Source organism: Aneurinibacillus sp. Ricciae_BoGa-3, assembly GCF_028421645.1.
In the GTDB taxonomy this organism is placed as follows: Bacteria; Bacillota; Bacilli; order Aneurinibacillales; family Aneurinibacillaceae; genus Aneurinibacillus_B.
Genome location: NZ_CP116887.1, coordinates 1,606,293 through 1,621,474 on the forward strand (window position 1 = coordinate 1,606,293; position 15,182 = coordinate 1,621,474).

At 42.3% G+C, this 15,182-nt stretch carries 17 protein-coding genes and 1 other annotated feature; of the genes, 13 read left to right on the forward strand and 4 right to left on the reverse strand.

The genetic code is table 11. The annotated features are described in order from the left end of the window. Position 1: 1 nt before the first annotated feature. On the reverse strand, positions 2–994 hold the full coding sequence (locus PP175_RS08285; RefSeq protein WP_272442290.1) for an inorganic phosphate transporter: 993 nt from the start codon (positions 992–994) through the stop codon (positions 2–4). Positions 995–1,009: 15 nt separating this feature from the next. Beyond that, positions 1,010–1,630, reverse strand: a complete 621-nt coding sequence (locus PP175_RS08290; RefSeq protein ID WP_272442291.1) for a DUF47 domain-containing protein — start codon at positions 1,628–1,630, stop codon at positions 1,010–1,012. Positions 1,631–1,923: 293 nt separating this feature from the next. Here PP175_RS08290 and PP175_RS08295 point away from each other — a divergent pair, with 293 nt between their 5' ends. The 6 genes from PP175_RS08295 to PP175_RS08320 all read left to right on the forward strand — a co-directional run bounded on the left by PP175_RS08295 (position 1,924) and on the right by PP175_RS08320 (position 5,354). Continuing rightward, the gene (locus PP175_RS08295) at positions 1,924–2,781 is read left to right on the forward strand and encodes a Rossmann-like and DUF2520 domain-containing protein (RefSeq protein ID WP_272443215.1); all 858 of its coding nucleotides are present in this window, start codon (positions 1,924–1,926) and stop codon (positions 2,779–2,781) included. Positions 2,782–2,870: 89 nt separating this feature from the next. Next, positions 2,871–3,095, forward strand: a complete 225-nt coding sequence (locus PP175_RS08300) for a DUF1659 domain-containing protein (protein ID WP_272442292.1) — start codon at positions 2,871–2,873, stop codon at positions 3,093–3,095. 37 nt (positions 3,096–3,132) lie between these two features. Next, on the forward strand, positions 3,133–3,354 hold the full coding sequence (locus tag PP175_RS08305) for a DUF2922 domain-containing protein (RefSeq protein WP_272442293.1): 222 nt from the start codon (positions 3,133–3,135) through the stop codon (positions 3,352–3,354). A gap of 47 nt (positions 3,355–3,401) precedes the next feature. Continuing rightward, positions 3,402–3,548, forward strand: a complete 147-nt coding sequence (locus PP175_RS08310; RefSeq protein ID WP_272442294.1) for a YvrJ family protein — start codon at positions 3,402–3,404, stop codon at positions 3,546–3,548. A 476-nt stretch (positions 3,549–4,024) separates the two neighbouring features. Further along, on the forward strand, positions 4,025–4,453 hold the full coding sequence (locus PP175_RS08315; protein ID WP_272442295.1) for a DUF533 domain-containing protein: 429 nt from the start codon (positions 4,025–4,027) through the stop codon (positions 4,451–4,453). 118 nt (positions 4,454–4,571) lie between these two features. Then, a complete protein-coding gene (locus tag PP175_RS08320; protein ID WP_272442296.1) occupies positions 4,572–5,354 on the forward strand; it encodes an enoyl-CoA hydratase-related protein in 783 nt (260 codons plus the stop codon). Between the two features lie 55 nt (positions 5,355–5,409). Here the strand turns inward: PP175_RS08320 and trpS are convergent, their stop codons facing one another. Beyond that, positions 5,410–6,393, reverse strand: a complete 984-nt coding sequence (trpS, locus tag PP175_RS08325; protein WP_272443216.1) for a tryptophan--tRNA ligase — start codon at positions 6,391–6,393, stop codon at positions 5,410–5,412. 55 nt (positions 6,394–6,448) lie between these two features. Continuing rightward, positions 6,449–6,654 (reverse strand) — a binding site (T-box leader). 47 nt (positions 6,655–6,701) lie between these two features. Further along, entirely contained in the window at positions 6,702–6,920 is a 219-nt protein-coding gene (locus tag PP175_RS08330; protein WP_272442297.1) for a hypothetical protein, read from the reverse strand. A gap of 538 nt (positions 6,921–7,458) precedes the next feature. Between PP175_RS08330 and PP175_RS08335 the strand changes: the two genes are divergently transcribed. From PP175_RS08335 to PP175_RS08365, 7 genes are all read left to right on the forward strand, one after another. Continuing rightward, the gene (locus PP175_RS08335) at positions 7,459–8,055 is read left to right on the forward strand and encodes a DUF6431 domain-containing protein (RefSeq protein WP_272442298.1); all 597 of its coding nucleotides are present in this window, start codon (positions 7,459–7,461) and stop codon (positions 8,053–8,055) included. Positions 8,056–8,206: 151 nt separating this feature from the next. Further along, on the forward strand, positions 8,207–9,589 hold the full coding sequence (locus tag PP175_RS08340; protein WP_272442299.1) for a DDE-type integrase/transposase/recombinase: 1,383 nt from the start codon (positions 8,207–8,209) through the stop codon (positions 9,587–9,589). Positions 9,590–9,609: 20 nt separating this feature from the next. Further along, complete coding sequence (locus PP175_RS08345; RefSeq protein ID WP_272442300.1) at positions 9,610–10,383, forward strand: ExeA family protein; 774 nt, start codon at positions 9,610–9,612, stop codon at positions 10,381–10,383. A gap of 164 nt (positions 10,384–10,547) precedes the next feature. Then, positions 10,548–11,075 (forward strand): helix-turn-helix domain-containing protein, encoded by a 528-nt coding sequence (locus tag PP175_RS08350; RefSeq protein WP_272442301.1) that lies wholly within the window; start codon positions 10,548–10,550, stop codon positions 11,073–11,075. Beyond that, positions 11,072–12,439, forward strand: coding sequence for a tyrosine-type recombinase/integrase (locus tag PP175_RS08355; RefSeq protein WP_272442302.1), 1,368 nt, complete (start codon positions 11,072–11,074; stop codon positions 12,437–12,439). The genes PP175_RS08350 and PP175_RS08355 overlap by 4 nt, the downstream gene beginning before the upstream one ends. Next, positions 12,439–14,631 carry a site-specific integrase gene (locus PP175_RS08360; RefSeq protein ID WP_272442303.1) on the forward strand — a complete coding sequence of 731 codons (2,193 nt, stop codon included), beginning with the start codon at positions 12,439–12,441 and terminating at the stop codon, positions 14,629–14,631. Before PP175_RS08355 ends, PP175_RS08360 begins: the two co-directional genes overlap by 1 nt. Beyond that, positions 14,597–15,082: a hypothetical protein gene (locus tag PP175_RS08365; protein ID WP_272442304.1), complete on the forward strand. Its 486-nt coding sequence runs from the start codon at positions 14,597–14,599 to the stop codon at positions 15,080–15,082. Before PP175_RS08360 ends, PP175_RS08365 begins: the two co-directional genes overlap by 35 nt. Positions 15,083–15,182: the final 100 nt, after the last annotated feature.

A 15,182-nucleotide genomic window follows, 5' to 3' on the forward strand; every position in this document is an offset into this window, starting at 1 on the left:
TTTATGAAAACACGCTAATGATTTTGTAGAGAATCGCGGCAATTAGCGCAGAGACGGGAAGTGTAATAATCCAGGTAATCACAATTCTCCGGGCGACTCCCCATTTAACTCCCTTTACACGCTCAGCTGACCCAACTCCCATTATTGCAGAAGAAATGACATGTGTACTGCTTACAGGCAGATGCCAGTTCGTAAACCCGAAGATGATAAGGGCGGAAGACAAATCAGCTGCTGCGCCATTAACAGGGCGCAACTTCATAATTTTGCCCCCAACGGTTTTAATAATTTTCCACCCGCCGATGGATGTGCCAAGCCCCATCGAGATAGCCGCACCAATGCGCACCCACATTGGAATGTCGGAAGTAGTCTGCCAGTGGCCGGCGATAAGCGCCATCGTGATAATTCCCATTGCTTTCTGCGCATCGTTTGTTCCGTGGGAAAATGATTGCATAGCAGCAGTAAATATTTGGAATATACGAAAATTACGGTTGGTTTTTCCCAGGCTAAAATTCTTAAACACGGCGTGGAAAAGCTTCATCATAAGAAATCCCACAATTAACGCGATAAACGGTGACGTAACAAGCGCTTCAATAATCTTGATAAATCCATTAAAGTTAATAATGCCGAAGCCGGCAGAAGCAATAGCTGCACCGGCAATAGAGCCGATAATAGCATGCGATGAACTACTCGGGATGCCATAGTACCAGGTAACAAGGTTCCATATGATCGCTGATAGTAAAGCGGCGAACACAACTGTCATGCCATGCTCAAGCTTGAATGGATCCACGATTCCTTTGGTTACGGTCTGTGCCACACCTGTAAAGGTAAGAGCCCCAAGAAAATTCATGCAAGCAGCCATTACGATGGCTATGCGCGGACTCAGAGCTCGGGTCGAAACAGAGGTAGCGATCGCATTCGCTGTATCGTGAAATCCGTTAATAAAGTCAAAGGCAAAAGCGAGTGCAATGATTAAGATGATTAGTCCGATAGTCATAAACAAAAGAGCTCCTTATGCGTTGCGCATGATGATAGTTTCAAGCGTATCTGCCACATCTTCACAGCTATCTGAAACCAGCTCAAGAATTTCGTAAAGTTCTTTGTATTGAATGATTTTAATTGGGTCTTTCTCCTTCTTAAACAATTCTTTTATGGATTCGCGGAGGAGTTCATCACACTGGGACTCAAAGTCGTTGATTTTGATTGAGTGAGGACGTATCTCCATTAACTTTTTCTTGCTAAGCAGCTTTGCGGAGTTAGAAACTTCTTTTGTACTTTCGTAAATAATATCTGCAAATTGTGCCATATACTTATCGGGGTTGGTAATGTTATACATTTCGAAGCGAGAGGCGCACTGTTCCATTCCGTCCAGAATATCGTCCATCGTCATCGCAAGTTCAAGTATGTCTTCTCGCTCGAGAGGGGTAATAAACGTTTTGTTAAGGGCTACAATAATTTGGTGAACATAACCGTCACATTTGGTCTCGTACTCCTTCATAGTTTTTGAAAAAGTTTGCAGATCCTGCTCACTTTTAATTTTGAACTCCACAAAATATTGGGCAGCTTCCATAACGTTGTCTGCTATCGTTGAGAGCATGTCCGTGAAAACGTCTTTTTTTGCCGCGAAAATCATGCAGAACTACCTCCAAGTTTTATGTCATACAAAAAACATTTTATCAAATCATGTCGATTAATGAAATCTAAAAGTAATATTTACAAAATATACATTGTAAAATTTATATTTTTAATAAATAGAGCAGGCGTCATTTAGAAAACACCCTTATCCTGGATTACCCATATTTTTTCTATCCTAAGATATAGTCAGCAGATAAAATTCGTTCTGGCTACTTGCCACTGCGAGACAGACAGGGGGCCGTGCTATACTGAAATAACCGAAAACTTGAATGGAGCGTGTTTGCATTGAATGTGATAGGGATAATTGGAGCGGGAAAACTGGGGACTTCCTTTGGTGTGTACCTGGCGAGACACGGATACAAAGTTGCTTTCTTTAATCGTACCGGACAGAAGGCTAAAGCAGCAGCGGAACTTGCGGGAGGCATAATGGTTGAAACGGTAGAGGATCTGCTCCATACATGCGATTGGATCGGCATTGCTACGGGGGATGACCAAGTCGGGGAAGTTGTACTTAACTTGCTGGAAGCCAGGGCTGACCTGGAAGGGAAGTTATTTTTTCATATGAGCGGTGCGTTATCTTCGGACAGGCTTAAAGAATTGGCAAAAGAGGGGGCGGAAACGGCATCTCTTCATCCACTCCAATCTTTCAGTGACCCGCAAACAGGGGTGGAATTGTTATCCTCCGCTTATTTCAGCCTGGAAGGTACAGAGCAGGCCAAAAAATGGCTGGGCGAAATGCTTGCTAACTTAAAAAATCCTTTCTTTGTCATCACAGCCGCGCAGAAATCCCTGTATCATGCGGCAGCGTCTATTGTTTCAAATGCACTCGTCAGCGTTGTTGATTATGGTTTTCTACTCATGGAAACAGCCGGAATTGACGAAGAAACAGCACGTCGTGCCCTTATGCCGTTAATTGAGGGGAGCGTGAGAAACGTAAGGGATAGAGGAACTGTGGAGGGCCTCACGGGGCCTATCGTTAGGGGAGATTTCGGAACCATAGAAGGACACATAAACGCGATACATGCTAAAGCTCCGGAATTGCTTGATGAGTATAAACAGCTTGCGCGTATGACGTTGAAGACGGCTGCGCGCGGACAGCTGAAGGATGATTATAAGGTCCAAACGTTAACACGACTATTAAAAGATTGAACAAAACGATGTCCCTGTTTAGAGATATAGAGGCGGATAATAGCGCAGAACGACGGCAACTCGTTCACATCTTATAAGGAGGGATATACATGAGTATTGTAACAGCGCCTGAATCAGCTCAGCTTGTTTTAGTTTTACAGGATGGGGTCGATGTGAAAGGCAACCCCCGCATTAAGCGTAGGAAACTGGGTCCAATTCGCGCCGCGGCCAGCAGCCAGGAGGTATATGACACGGCAAGCGCTATCGCTTCCCTGCAATCACTGTCGTTTCTGCGTGCGGAGCAGGTTGTACAGACGCAAATTGAACAAGGTTAATATCTTTTAAAACATTACCTTTTAGGAGGGATCTATAATGGAGACAGCTTCTTTAGAACTTAGCTTTACAACGGCTGCGGGTTCAATCGTTCGTTTTCAAGTTGCCCAGCCAATTATGCCGGTAAACCCCGCAGACATTAATCGCGTGATGGACAAAATGATAGCGACGAATATCTTTGAGACAAAAGGCGGTCCAATTACAGCGAAAAAATCTGCCCGTCTGGTTCAACGCGCGACTTCAGACATTGCGATATCATAAAAGGGCAGTTTGAAGCTATTCTATGCGTTTGAAAGGAGGAAACCACCGTGAATGATTGGATTTCTATCATTTCTAACGTGGGATTTCCCGTTGCCATAACGCTGTATTTATTGATCAGAATCGAAGCGAAGCTAGAAATGCTGACCCGCTCCATCGGTGATTTAGCAGCTACCATCAAGCTAATAAAGCAATAACGGATTGAAAAGAAACCGGAGATTTCTCCGGTTTCTTTCCGTGGGGCCTGTGGTCCTAAATTACAAAGAAATACATCCGAGACAACTGCCACCTTTGCTTTTTCCTTGTGGAGCGTGTGGAACAAAGGGCGAAAAAGACCGTCAACTGTCTCCATCACTGAGCTACCCAGATGTTGCACCTAAACGGTATAAAGGAATCTAAGGCCATTGCCTGCGCTTACGCTTGCCACTGGCCAAGATTCCCTAATGGCGGTCTCGTCCGGCGTGAACAAAGCTGCCGTACAACTTCCGCGAGGAAAAGCAAGAGTGGCAGGGAACGCGATGTATTTCTTTGTTCACAAATTATTTAAAAATAGGTGTAAATAGCAGGTATATGTTAATTAAATATAGAGATATAATTAATAAGAAAATAAATAAATAATGCCGCAAATCGTGCTATAATAATATTAAGCGCTTTCAAAAAAGGAGGCTTGGTGATGCTAGAACCGGTAAGTGCCGCTGAACACCCCCAAGTATATGAAATCCGCCTGCTGATATGTGTCGCACAGGCGGATGGCTATTTAGATGAAGATGAGAAGAAAAATATTTTTCGCCAGGTCCACCTGGAGAGCTTTTCTGTTAGGGAAAGACAGATGTTTCACGATGATATTGAAAACCCGAAAGAACCGGTGGCGATTGCCCAGGAAGTAGGTCCTCATTTGTCCTACTCAGAAAAACTGACACTCACGCGGAAAATGTTTAAACTGGCAGCCATGGATGGCGGTTTAATAGAGGGCGAACGAACCGCTATATACCAAATTGCTGAATGCCTGGGGATCCGGGACTCAAAAGTTCTTGAAATCGAAGAGTGGATTTTAGAGGGAGTTGAGTGGCTCTCTAAATGGGAATGCATCTCCAGCGATTAACAACCGTAGTTCATCGTGACTGCGGTTTTTTCTCTTAGGCAGGATTCCATAGCTTTCCGTCGAAATTTTGCTATAGCTATTCTTGTCAAAACATTCTAAATAAGGGGAATTGATCGGGATGAACGATGAAAAAATTCTCATGGAAACAAAAGGACACCTCGCAATCGTTACACTCAACAGGCCGAACGAGTTAAATTGTTTTGACTACGAAATGCTTACCCAGCTGGAGCAGATTTTGGATGATATTCATGTGGATCGTGAAATTCGGGCTGTTATTTTTACCGGAGCGGGCGATCGTTCATTCAGTACAGGCGCCGATTTGAAAGAAAGAAAAACGATGCCGGCCAGGGACGTTCAGCGTTTTGTAAATAAAATCAGGCAGGTATTTGACCGGGTAGACGAGCTGCCGCAGCCGACTATCGCCGCGATCAACGGCTTCTGTTTTGGCGGAGGCTTTGAACTCGCTCTTGCCTGCGATTTCCGTTATGCAGCCGCACACGCGAAGATTGGGATGACCGAGGTAAGCCTGGCGATTATACCCGGAGCAGGCGGAACACAGCGACTTCCGCGTTTAATTGGAAAAGGAAAAGCAAAAGAGCTCATTTTAACAGGCCGACGGATTGATGCACAAGCAGCTGAGAAGCTTGGCATACTTAATGGTGTGGCGGAGGCCGGGCAACTGATGCAGAAATCAGTTTCGCTTGCTGAAGAAATTATGCAGAATGGGCCGCTGGCAGTGATCCAGGCGAAGTATGCCATTAATTATGGCTGTGAGGTAGATATTAAAACCGGTCTCAAAATTGAATCGAAAGCATATGAAGTCATCATTCCCACTGCGGATCGTGTAGAAGCCCTGCAGGCGTTTAGCGAAAAAAGGAAGCCTGTATTTAAAGGGGAGTAACACAAAAAAGCAGGCGATGATGGAAAATCATCGCCCACGGGTGCTCATTCGGCTGTTACAGTGTAACAAGCCCCATATTTCTTTTCACTTTATCCATCGTTTCAGATGCAAGCGCATGCGCTTTGTGTGCGCCATTTTTTAGGATGGTGTGCAACTCAGGGCTGTCCATCCAGCGTTTGTAATTCTCCTGGATGGGAACGAGTGTTTCAATCACAACCTCAGCCAGATCCTTCTTGAAGTCACCATACCCCCGTCCCTCATACGTTTTAACGATGTTCTCGATTGAATCACCTGTGCAGGCTGCATATATCGTTAACAGGTTGCTCACTGCTGGTTTGTTTTCTTTATCGTAGCGAACCACGCCTTCAGAGTCCGTTACCGCCCGTTTAATCTTCTTCTCAATCGCTTTAGGTTCGTCCAGCAGGGCAATATAGCTGCCGGAGTTAGGGTTGCTTTTGCTCATTTTTTTGGATGGATCATCCAGTGACATAATTCGGCCGCCGAGTTGCTGAATCATAGGCTCGGGAACGATGAATGTTTCACCATATTTTTTATTGAAACGCTGTGCCATGTCCCTTGTAAACTCAAGATGTTGTTTTTGATCCTCGCCAACTGGGACATGAGTTGTATTATATAACAGAATATCTGCCGCCATTAGGGCTGGATACGTAAGGAGACCAACCGTTACAACTTCCTTGCCCTGTGATTTATCTTTATACTGAGTCATGCGTTCCAGTTCCCCGATATAGCCGGTGCACTGCATCAGCCAGCCGAGTTCCGCGTGTTCGGGAACCTGGGATTGAATAAATATGGTTGACTTATTTGGGTCAATGCCAATGCTCAAATACATCGCAGCTAGTTGCATCGTATACTGCCGCAGTAGCTCAGCATCCTTAGGAACGGTGAGCGAATGCAGGTTAACTATACAAAACAGGCAATCACCCTCGTCTTGTAGATCAACAAAACGCTTCATAGCCCCAATATAATTTCCAATCGTAAAACTTCCGCTTGGCTGCACGCCTGAAAAAATCTTCTTCATCATTTGGCTCCTTTATGTAGAATTATTTTTTTGCATGAAAAAAGCCCCTCATCCGAAAAGGGACGAGAGACCGTGGTGCCACCCTAATTAGCCGATCGATTCGGCTCGCTTTTGTTTACGGTAACGGGAAAATCCGCCAGCGCTTACTTATTCAGCGCAGGGCTCAGAAGTCCATTCAGACAGGAGTACGTACCGGGTTTCCACCATCTCCGGCTCTCTGTAACGCCTTTGCTGCTTACTATTCTTCGTCTCAGCCTTCTTGATATAATTTTTTTCTATCATAACGAAAAACAGACGGGCAATCAACCCTACATAATATCTTTTCTGTGCAGTTCCTCATATATACGGGGAATGAGCTCGTTGGCAAACAACTTCTTCTCGAATAAAGGAGAAGTTCGGTCACAATTCTGCATGTATCCATAAATAAATCCTTCAACCTGTTCGTATGTTGGTTGCCACGCAGGAAACCAGCGGTTGATCTGGTCAATGATATCTTTCTGCAGGGAACCGATGGTCTGATTTTGCATGCCTATTCCTCCTGTAAATCGGTTTACATAGTATATACCCAAAAATATAGGCACAAAAATAAAGCACCTCTCTGTAATCAGTAAGATTAAATTCCTTTAATTAATGATTACCTATCTATATATCTCACAATAATAAGAATTGTAACATTGGTTATATTTTAGGAGTAAGATTTAACCTGAAAGGTTATATCCTACTTCTTTTTTTAATTGTTTTTATGACCCCATAATAGACCTCTTGTACGACAACATGATCACCTGAAATTTGAAAAATGTTGTTTCACGTTATTTTCGTACTAGTTATAATTGGAACAAGCGTTTGCGGTAATTTTTACTAAATAGGTGTCCGCAGACAGGTTATTTGTTGAGAAAGAGCGAGAATTCGCCAGTTATTTTGCCGTAGAAGAAGGAAAGTAAAAGCCGACAGGGAATTTGACAGAGTAAGGACAGTCAGATTTCGTGTCGGCTTTTATTATGGATAAAAGGAAAGAGCCATTTGCCTCCACCCTGCCAGGTTATCGCAAATGACTCTCACTAACTTATGATTATTTTACTAGAATGCACGCATAGCATCAAGAAGTATATTCGAAATATTTACAGGTATGAGATAGAAGTGGTTTGTCCCTGTTGCGGAGAACGGATGAGAAAACATACAGGATACAAGCGGAATGTGATCTGTAAAACAAAGGTGTATGAGATTCCCGTTCTTAGAAGGCGGTGTCGGCACTGTAAGAAAGTGTACGCTTTGCTGCCTTCTTTCATCATTCCGTATGAACGATTCGCCAATCACATACGAGAATACATGGGGCTATGGGTACGAGAGGGTGTACCTATTGCGCACCTTCCGGTGCGCTTAACAACGGAAAACGTATCGATTGTTTCTTTACGGACGCTCTATCGTTGGCAAGCAAAAATAAAGGGGAAGGTTCAGAATTGGATGCATAGACAAAGAGCCATAGTAGCGGCTAGATATGAGGAGGGGGAGGGATTACTTCCTCTGTATCGACAGGGGATGAATAGCAAACAGGAGCAGCGACTGCTTCTCTCTCTATTCTTCAACCAGGCAGGTAACCTCCCCCGAATGGGTACCCTTTTTTCCACATTGAATCTCCGCCTGCCATATTTGGAAATGTGGTAAGGGTTTAGCCTTTAGGATTGGTTGGCAAACAGACGCGATATGACTATATATCCAAATTATGTATCAACAAAATATGTCACTCTCTTCCCCTTTTTTCTGTATGAGAAACTAGTCATAGCTTTATTTTTCATATAGAGGAGGAGTAAAAGAGATGGATGACAATCTTCGAAATGAGATTGCCGCTTTTCGCTTTGGTTTAATTGCACCGGTGGTGCAAAGGAGACTGGCTCCAGGGGAAAGGTATGCCCTTTTGCGGGAAATCGCTGGCCAAACGTACACCATTCCATGTAGCGAAAAAACAAAAATTAGTATCCGCTCGCTAGAGCGATATCTTCAGGCCTATGAAAGTGGGGGATTTGATGCGCTAAAGCCTCAGATTAGGGAAAAGAGAGGAAGCTTGCATCATCTTGAGCCGACCATTCTACAACGAGCTCTCGAATTGAGAAAAGAATTGCCCAGTCGCAGCGTTGATCAAATCATCCGTATTCTTGAATTAGAGGCGGTTATAGAACGCGGTGTGTTAAAATCCCGTACCCTCTCTCGCTATTTTCAAGAGAATGGCTGGAACAAACGAGACAAGCATCGAGCGGTTACCAAAGAATTTCGTATGTTTGAACATGATGCGCCAAATGATTGCTGGCAAGCAGATACGCAACATACTTTACATCTTCCTGACCCGGATAATCCGTCCAGACGGAAGAAAGCTTACTTAATTGCGATCCTTGATGACCATAGTCGTCGTATTATGCATGCTGAGTTCTTTTTTGAAGAGCGTTCTCCCAGGCTTGAAAGATGTATGCAAAAAGCTGTACTTAAATATGGTGTCCCCCACATCTTCTATTGCGATAATGGGTCGGTATATAGTGCCAAGCAATTTAAGATTATATGTGCCAAACTCGGAACAAAACTCATTCATGCCAAACCGTACTCACCGGAGTCGAAGGGTAAAATTGAAAAGTTCTTCCAGTATGTTGACAGCAGTTTCACTGGTGAGGCAAAACTTTTAGTTCAAGAAGGCAGATTGAAAAACTTGCAGCAACTTAATCAATATCTTCGCTCCTGGCTAGAATCTTACGATAATCGGATTCATCGTGGAACAGGACAAACACCGAAGAAACGATATGAAGCCAAAAAAGAAGAAGTTCGCTATCTTGATGCAGAAAAGGTAAAAGAATGCTTTCTGTGGGAAGAAGAGCGTACCGTAAGAAAAACGGCGATAATTGAGTTAGAAGGAAGTAATTATGATGTTGATTCCTCTCTTCGAGGGAAGAAAGTGAAGATTCGATATAACCCCTTTGACTTATCTCTTATCCAGGTATGGAAGGACGAACAGCGCTTTCCTGATGCCGTTCCAGCACAACTGCGTAATCAACAACACTCTAAGATACCGACAGACTCTGGCAACGATACACCACCGACGGTGGTGTCAGATTATCTAGAAAAACTGAAGAAAGAACAAGAAGATGAAAAACGTAGAGAGTTAGGAACACCGAGTTTCGTCACATGGAAAGAGAAGAAGCGAGGTGAAAAGTAATGATCTTAGAGTTTTTCGAAATGAAAGAGGTTCCCTTTACACGCGAAATTTTACCTGCCCATCTTTTCGGTTCAGCAACGCATCAAGAAGCTTCAGCCCGACTGGAATACGCGACTCATCATCGGCAGTGTTGCCTTCTTACAGGGGACCCGGGAACAGGCAAATCCACCGCTGTTCGTTCTCTTATCTATCATTCCGATCAGGTAAAGTATCGGCATGTATACCTGTGTGATTCTGCACTTACACCAAAGCTTTTTTACCACGAGGTCTTACACTTTTTTGGTATGCAACCTGCTTATCGCGCTACAGAAGCAAAGCGACAATTTCAAACCTTGATGCTAGATATTTATGAAAATGAAAAAAAGATTCCGGTTATTACCCTTGATGAAGCCCATCATTTTTCAGAGAATATGTTGCAAGAGCTCCGATTTATTTTAAATTTCAAAGAGGATTCCATGTCCCCTATGTCATTGATTTTAATTGGTCAACCAAGTTTGCGAAACCAATTGAAAAGCAAGCATTTAGAAGCCATTGACCAGCGAATTCAACTCCGTTACCAAATTACTGGGTTAACGGAAAAGGAAACACATGCCTATATTCGGCACCATCTTCAAGTTGCGCAAACACCACACGATATCTTTTCGGAAGAAGCTCTTCGAGCCATTTATCATTTCACACAAGGCGTACCTCGAAAAATTAATACTTTGTGTAGTCAAAGCTTGTTAGATGCATGCGTGTTAGGAAATAAAATTGTCGGTGAATCTCATATTCAACGGGTCATTAACGAGCAATAATGGAGGGGATCTTTTCCTCTCCGTTTTGTATTTCCGACACAAAAATAGGCGGCACACTAGTAGCCAGCGGCAATGAATGTGACTGCATCCCATTGGCTACGCCAATGCGGCTGGCTAAACATCCGCCATCGAAGATGGCTGCGGACAATAGGAAGTGATTTATAATGGTATATCTAACGGTTAGAGAAACTGCTGTAAAGCTAACGAAAAGTGAGGAAACGATTAAGCGTCGATTACGAGCAGGGTTGTTCCCCAACGCATATAAACGAAATGATAAAGAAGGATGGAGAATACCAGAGTCAGATTTACATGATATCATTGCCCATTCGTCCTTCAACCAACAATTATGCTATGAAAAGTCTGAATACAAACAATCAACTGAAGAAATTGTTGATTTGGCTTACCGAATTGCGATGCTTGCTGAACCTTCAAAGGATGAAGTTACTCTTCTCTCTGTTTTAGATTTAAAACATGCCTTAGAAATTTTGCTGATTATGAGGCAGTCTCCAAAACCTGTTAAGAATCCATTAGGGTTTATCAAGCGAGCTATAAAAGAAGGGTGGTCACCAATCACCCAACCTAAAAAAATAGATCGAAAGAGACAAAACCTAGAGGAAAGACTCAAATTTCATTCATATTCCCCATCAACCCCTTTTCCTTTTTACAACTGGTTGGAGGATGATGAATCGTGAACGGCAATTATCGTTATCACAGATGTCCAACGGGTGTAGTTAGTCAATATGCTGTGTTGGTTTTTAATCCTAGAGGAAAACCTTTTATGCCCCTTACCGATTTTTTTAAACATGAGCAGGGGAGAATTTCTGATTCCTCTGCATTCAATTACTTAGATATCTTGTTACCCTTCTTTCGTTGGTTAGACCAGTTCAGCAATTATCAGAACGCTCGTGTCGTATGGGACATGGAAGTACAAGCGATCCAAGTGGCTGTTACGGATTACTTAAAGCAAGAAATGTATTGTAAAGTGCGCCCCTACGAGACCTTTGAATTTGTCAACCTGACTGTTAAAAGCCCTAATACAGTCAATCGTTTTTTGGCTGCTCTCAAGGCGTTTTACAAGGCGATGATTAAAAAAAAGATGTATCCTTACCCAAATCCTTTAATCGATTCCCAAGCCATCTCTAAGGAGGCTCAAGAGCCTTTAGAGGGGGAGAGAAAAGGTCGCCCTCGTATGCCTCAAGTAGCTGGTACAGAAAAACCTTCACCTCATACTCGTCGTCGTGAAACAGATAACTTCTTCAAAATTCTAAATGACGAGTGGCAACCCGTTATCATTGATGATCCTTTCCTTCCCTCACAGGTATTTGAAGCGGGTAAAAAAGTGGGTTGGACATTAAGAGATGAGGTCATTGGACGAATGTTATTCGAGACAGGTGGTAGAGCAACCGAGGTTATTGAAGTCAATATTGGAGATTATCGGGCAAGAACCTCGATCCGTGAAATGTCTACGTTTAGCAAAGGGAGTCATGGTCGGAGAATAAAATTCTTGTTGTTTAGTGATGATACCTACACATTGCTCATGAAGTATCTCAATACAGAGCGAAAACAACATGATCCAAACGGTTTATGCTTTGATGAATTACCCGATGAAGCTCCCATTTTCCTTACTAAACGGGGGACAGCCTACAATTACCATGCGTGGTATGCTCACTGGAAGAAAGCCATGGAAGTAGCCGGAATGGACGTAAATCCTCACAAAACGAGGCATTGGTACGTCACCCGTCGAATGAGGATGATCTACGAAACATCCAAAACGGAGCAAGAAAAAACAGCGGGTATCGAGGGATTGGTCAAGTACATGAAATGGAGAAGTGATGAAACACTCAAGGTGTATGAACACTACTTTAACGAGCAAGAGCAATTAAAGCAAATTGATCAACTTCATCAAAATATGAAGTTAGTAGAAGAAGAACATAAGGCTCAACGGAAGCGCAAGACAAAATCGAATCACTTGCCTTCCGAACTATTAAAGAAACAAGAGATAATCATCGAAGATGAAGAACTTCGAGACTTTTATATGGGATTGGAGGACGAGTAATGTCGGTAGTATTAGATAGAGAGATAACATGGTTTCAGCAGCTAAAAGGCAACATTGTAGACGAAATTTTAGCTATTACCGATGGTAAGGGAAGATCAGGATGGGAGAAACTTGATAAGAATTTCCTATGGTATTTCGTTCGTAACTGTGCTGGGTTTCCTTGGGCAAACCATCTCGCTTTATCTATGGTAGTAAGGGTATTAAATAACAATGATTATAAAACGATTCAAAACTCAATTTATTCTGTTCATCCACGATTGAAAGACCTATTCGATATTTTCGACTTATCCTCCATGGAGGAATTCGACCCTGATAAGCATATGTATGATTATCTAACAAAAGAAGTGTTAAAGGAAGACTCGGATAGTATGCGAGCATCATTTCACTCAACGTACACAGGCAACAGACGTATAGTTGAATCTTGGCTTCGTACCAAGTGTGACGATATAACAAGATCAAAACTAATGCCTTATTTACTCCCATCCTTCACATACTCTGCAAAAGAGTTAGGAATAAGGAAGAAAGCACGTAATCAGGCGATAGAAACTCGTAAAAACGAGACAAATGCTATTGTTCCTGTATATCCTCAAATTCGAGCTGAAGCCCATCTGAGATGGAATCAACTGAAACGGTTGCGCGATCAGTATACAAAGGTATTGAAGGAAGTTCAAACGAAGGGTTTCTCCCTCCCTCTTGACTTTAACTATTATGATAAAGACCCTACTGACAAGAATGTAAAATATGTGGAACAATTTCACTTTCGGTTGTGGGATAAGCGATCATTTGTTCTGGCACATCAAGAAAAGATGAGTGAAAACACCATTAAAGCCGCGCAAAAACAAACCGGAGCATACTCCTACGAACAAAATGAATATTTTTTAGAATTTATAAAAGCTGTACCGCTCAAGGGGGATTTAGAAGAAAGTCAAGACAGAGAAGGTTTATGGTTTTTAGAATTGCTCAAGGAAGGGGTACTAGGTACTTATTATTATTCAAATGATACCGAAATCAAAGAAAGAAAAAAGAGGTTTCTTCTAAAGTGGGGATACGGTGTTAAGGATAAAATGGAATCGTACCCAAAACCTTTTGAATCGCAGGTAGCTGGTGTCCTCTCTCAACCCAAATTTATCTCGGAGAACCAAGGGCGATCTGTGGGGGTAATATTTTCTCCGGAACCGTTTTATGTGGCAGCAACCTTTGGTCTAACTGCGATTGATTTGATCACCACAACAGGAGCTAGAATCAATGAAGTTCTTCAAATTACCCCAACCAAGAAGTGTTTGGTCATTACAAATGATACGGATGGTAAAAAGCCAATAACAAGATACCTGTTTAGAGTCATTCCAAAAGGACGAACTGAACATGAGAACTTTTATATGACCGAGGAATCTTTCAAACTGATATCTGATCTGACAAAGATGCTCAAAGAACATTATACAGACGGAAATATTCCTCGAATTGCATATCAAGGAAATCGCGGGATTTTAAAAGGTGAAGATGGGATTGCCCCTTATTTGTTTCAATATAATGGACAAGGATTGACTGGTAGTCATGGTATTTCCTCATGTATGCGTTATTTACTTCATAGAATGATCTTTCAAGATCAAGAAGGTAATCCTATCATCATTAAAGCGCATCTTTTACGTCACGCCTTTGCTAACCATCTTCAACATGCACAAAAGGTGCCTATTGATATCATCGCAAAAATTTTACACCAAAAAGATACAGGTGTAACAGAGTATTATGCGGAAGCAACAGACTCCCAAGTGGCCGTCAAAACCCATGAACTTCATCAAATCATGGCTACTTATATTCATTTAAATTCCTCGGTTGTCCGTGGTGGTGAAGAACTAATTAAAGCCTTAGAGGAACGAAGACAGAAAGTAGGAACATTTACCCAAGTCGTGGGAGGGATTTGCTCCGTGGATGCACTTTGCCCTGTGAAAATGGCTTGTGTAGGATGTGGCGGTAAGATTCCCACACCTGAGAAGAAAGACGATCTTATTGAGTATAAGAAGTGGGCTGAAGAAAGTTTGGATTTATTCGAGCAAACCGACAAACCTTTGGAAGTTCAAAAGATGAAAGCAGTCATAAGAGATGCAGATAAGGAACTGTATGAGATTGAGTTGATCGAGCAGTACAGGAGGGATGAACAATATGAGCCAGAACTCCGAATCAATTCCAAAGAATAGTTCCTATCCTTGGTTGGATCAGGCAAGACAGGATAGAACAAATCGTACAACTGATCTTGGTAAACGAGCAATAGATGAATTAGTTAATCAAGGTCAAGATGTCACTTATGCTTCAGTATCGAGAAAGTCAAAAGAAATCGATCCTGAAGGTAAAGGCATTCACGTAAATACTATTAAGAATCCTGAACTTCACGCATATTACGCCCAACATAGTTTATCGTATAAAAAGAATCAAGCAAGGAACAGTCGTCGTAAAGCTAGAAAAGAAGTGTCTGTGACCTATGACTTTACCGATATAAAACTGGATCGAGATGTTAAAAATGTCCGAAAGCGATATCGGCAGATGACGAAAGATGAGTTGATTGAAAAACTAATTCAAGCAGAGCAATTCATTGCTCTTAATTTTACAGATTGGCTTTCAGAACAGTTTGGAGCATTTCCGAAAGATTAATTCAAAGGTCGGTAACCTTACATTAAAGAGGTTAACAACCTTTTTGTTTTTTTATATTCCATTATATTGTTGAACTATCGACTCCCGTTAGTGCAATTCA

Coding starts and splice junctions, on each gene's coding strand:
- PP175_RS08285 (WP_272442290.1), bottom strand. CDS start 994: ATGACTATCGGACTAATCATCTTAATCATTGCACTCGCTTTTGCCTTT.
- PP175_RS08290 (WP_272442291.1), bottom strand. CDS start 1,630: ATGATTTTCGCGGCAAAAAAAGACGTTTTCACGGACATGCTCTCAACG.
- PP175_RS08300 (WP_272442292.1), top strand. CDS start 2,871: ATGAGTATTGTAACAGCGCCTGAATCAGCTCAGCTTGTTTTAGTTTTA.
- PP175_RS08305 (WP_272442293.1), top strand. CDS start 3,133: ATGGAGACAGCTTCTTTAGAACTTAGCTTTACAACGGCTGCGGGTTCA.
- PP175_RS08315 (WP_272442295.1), top strand. CDS start 4,025: ATGCTAGAACCGGTAAGTGCCGCTGAACACCCCCAAGTATATGAAATC.
- PP175_RS08320 (WP_272442296.1), top strand. CDS start 4,572: ATGAACGATGAAAAAATTCTCATGGAAACAAAAGGACACCTCGCAATC.
- trpS (WP_272443216.1), bottom strand. CDS start 6,393: ATGAAGAAGATTTTTTCAGGCGTGCAGCCAAGCGGAAGTTTTACGATT.
- PP175_RS08330 (WP_272442297.1), bottom strand. CDS start 6,920: ATGCAAAATCAGACCATCGGTTCCCTGCAGAAAGATATCATTGACCAG.
- PP175_RS08335 (WP_272442298.1), top strand. CDS start 7,459: ATGATTATTTTACTAGAATGCACGCATAGCATCAAGAAGTATATTCGA.
- PP175_RS08340 (WP_272442299.1), top strand. CDS start 8,207: ATGGATGACAATCTTCGAAATGAGATTGCCGCTTTTCGCTTTGGTTTA.
- PP175_RS08345 (WP_272442300.1), top strand. CDS start 9,610: ATGAAAGAGGTTCCCTTTACACGCGAAATTTTACCTGCCCATCTTTTC.
- PP175_RS08350 (WP_272442301.1), top strand. CDS start 10,548: ATGGTATATCTAACGGTTAGAGAAACTGCTGTAAAGCTAACGAAAAGT.
- PP175_RS08360 (WP_272442303.1), top strand. CDS start 12,439: ATGTCGGTAGTATTAGATAGAGAGATAACATGGTTTCAGCAGCTAAAA.
- PP175_RS08365 (WP_272442304.1), top strand. CDS start 14,597: ATGAGCCAGAACTCCGAATCAATTCCAAAGAATAGTTCCTATCCTTGG.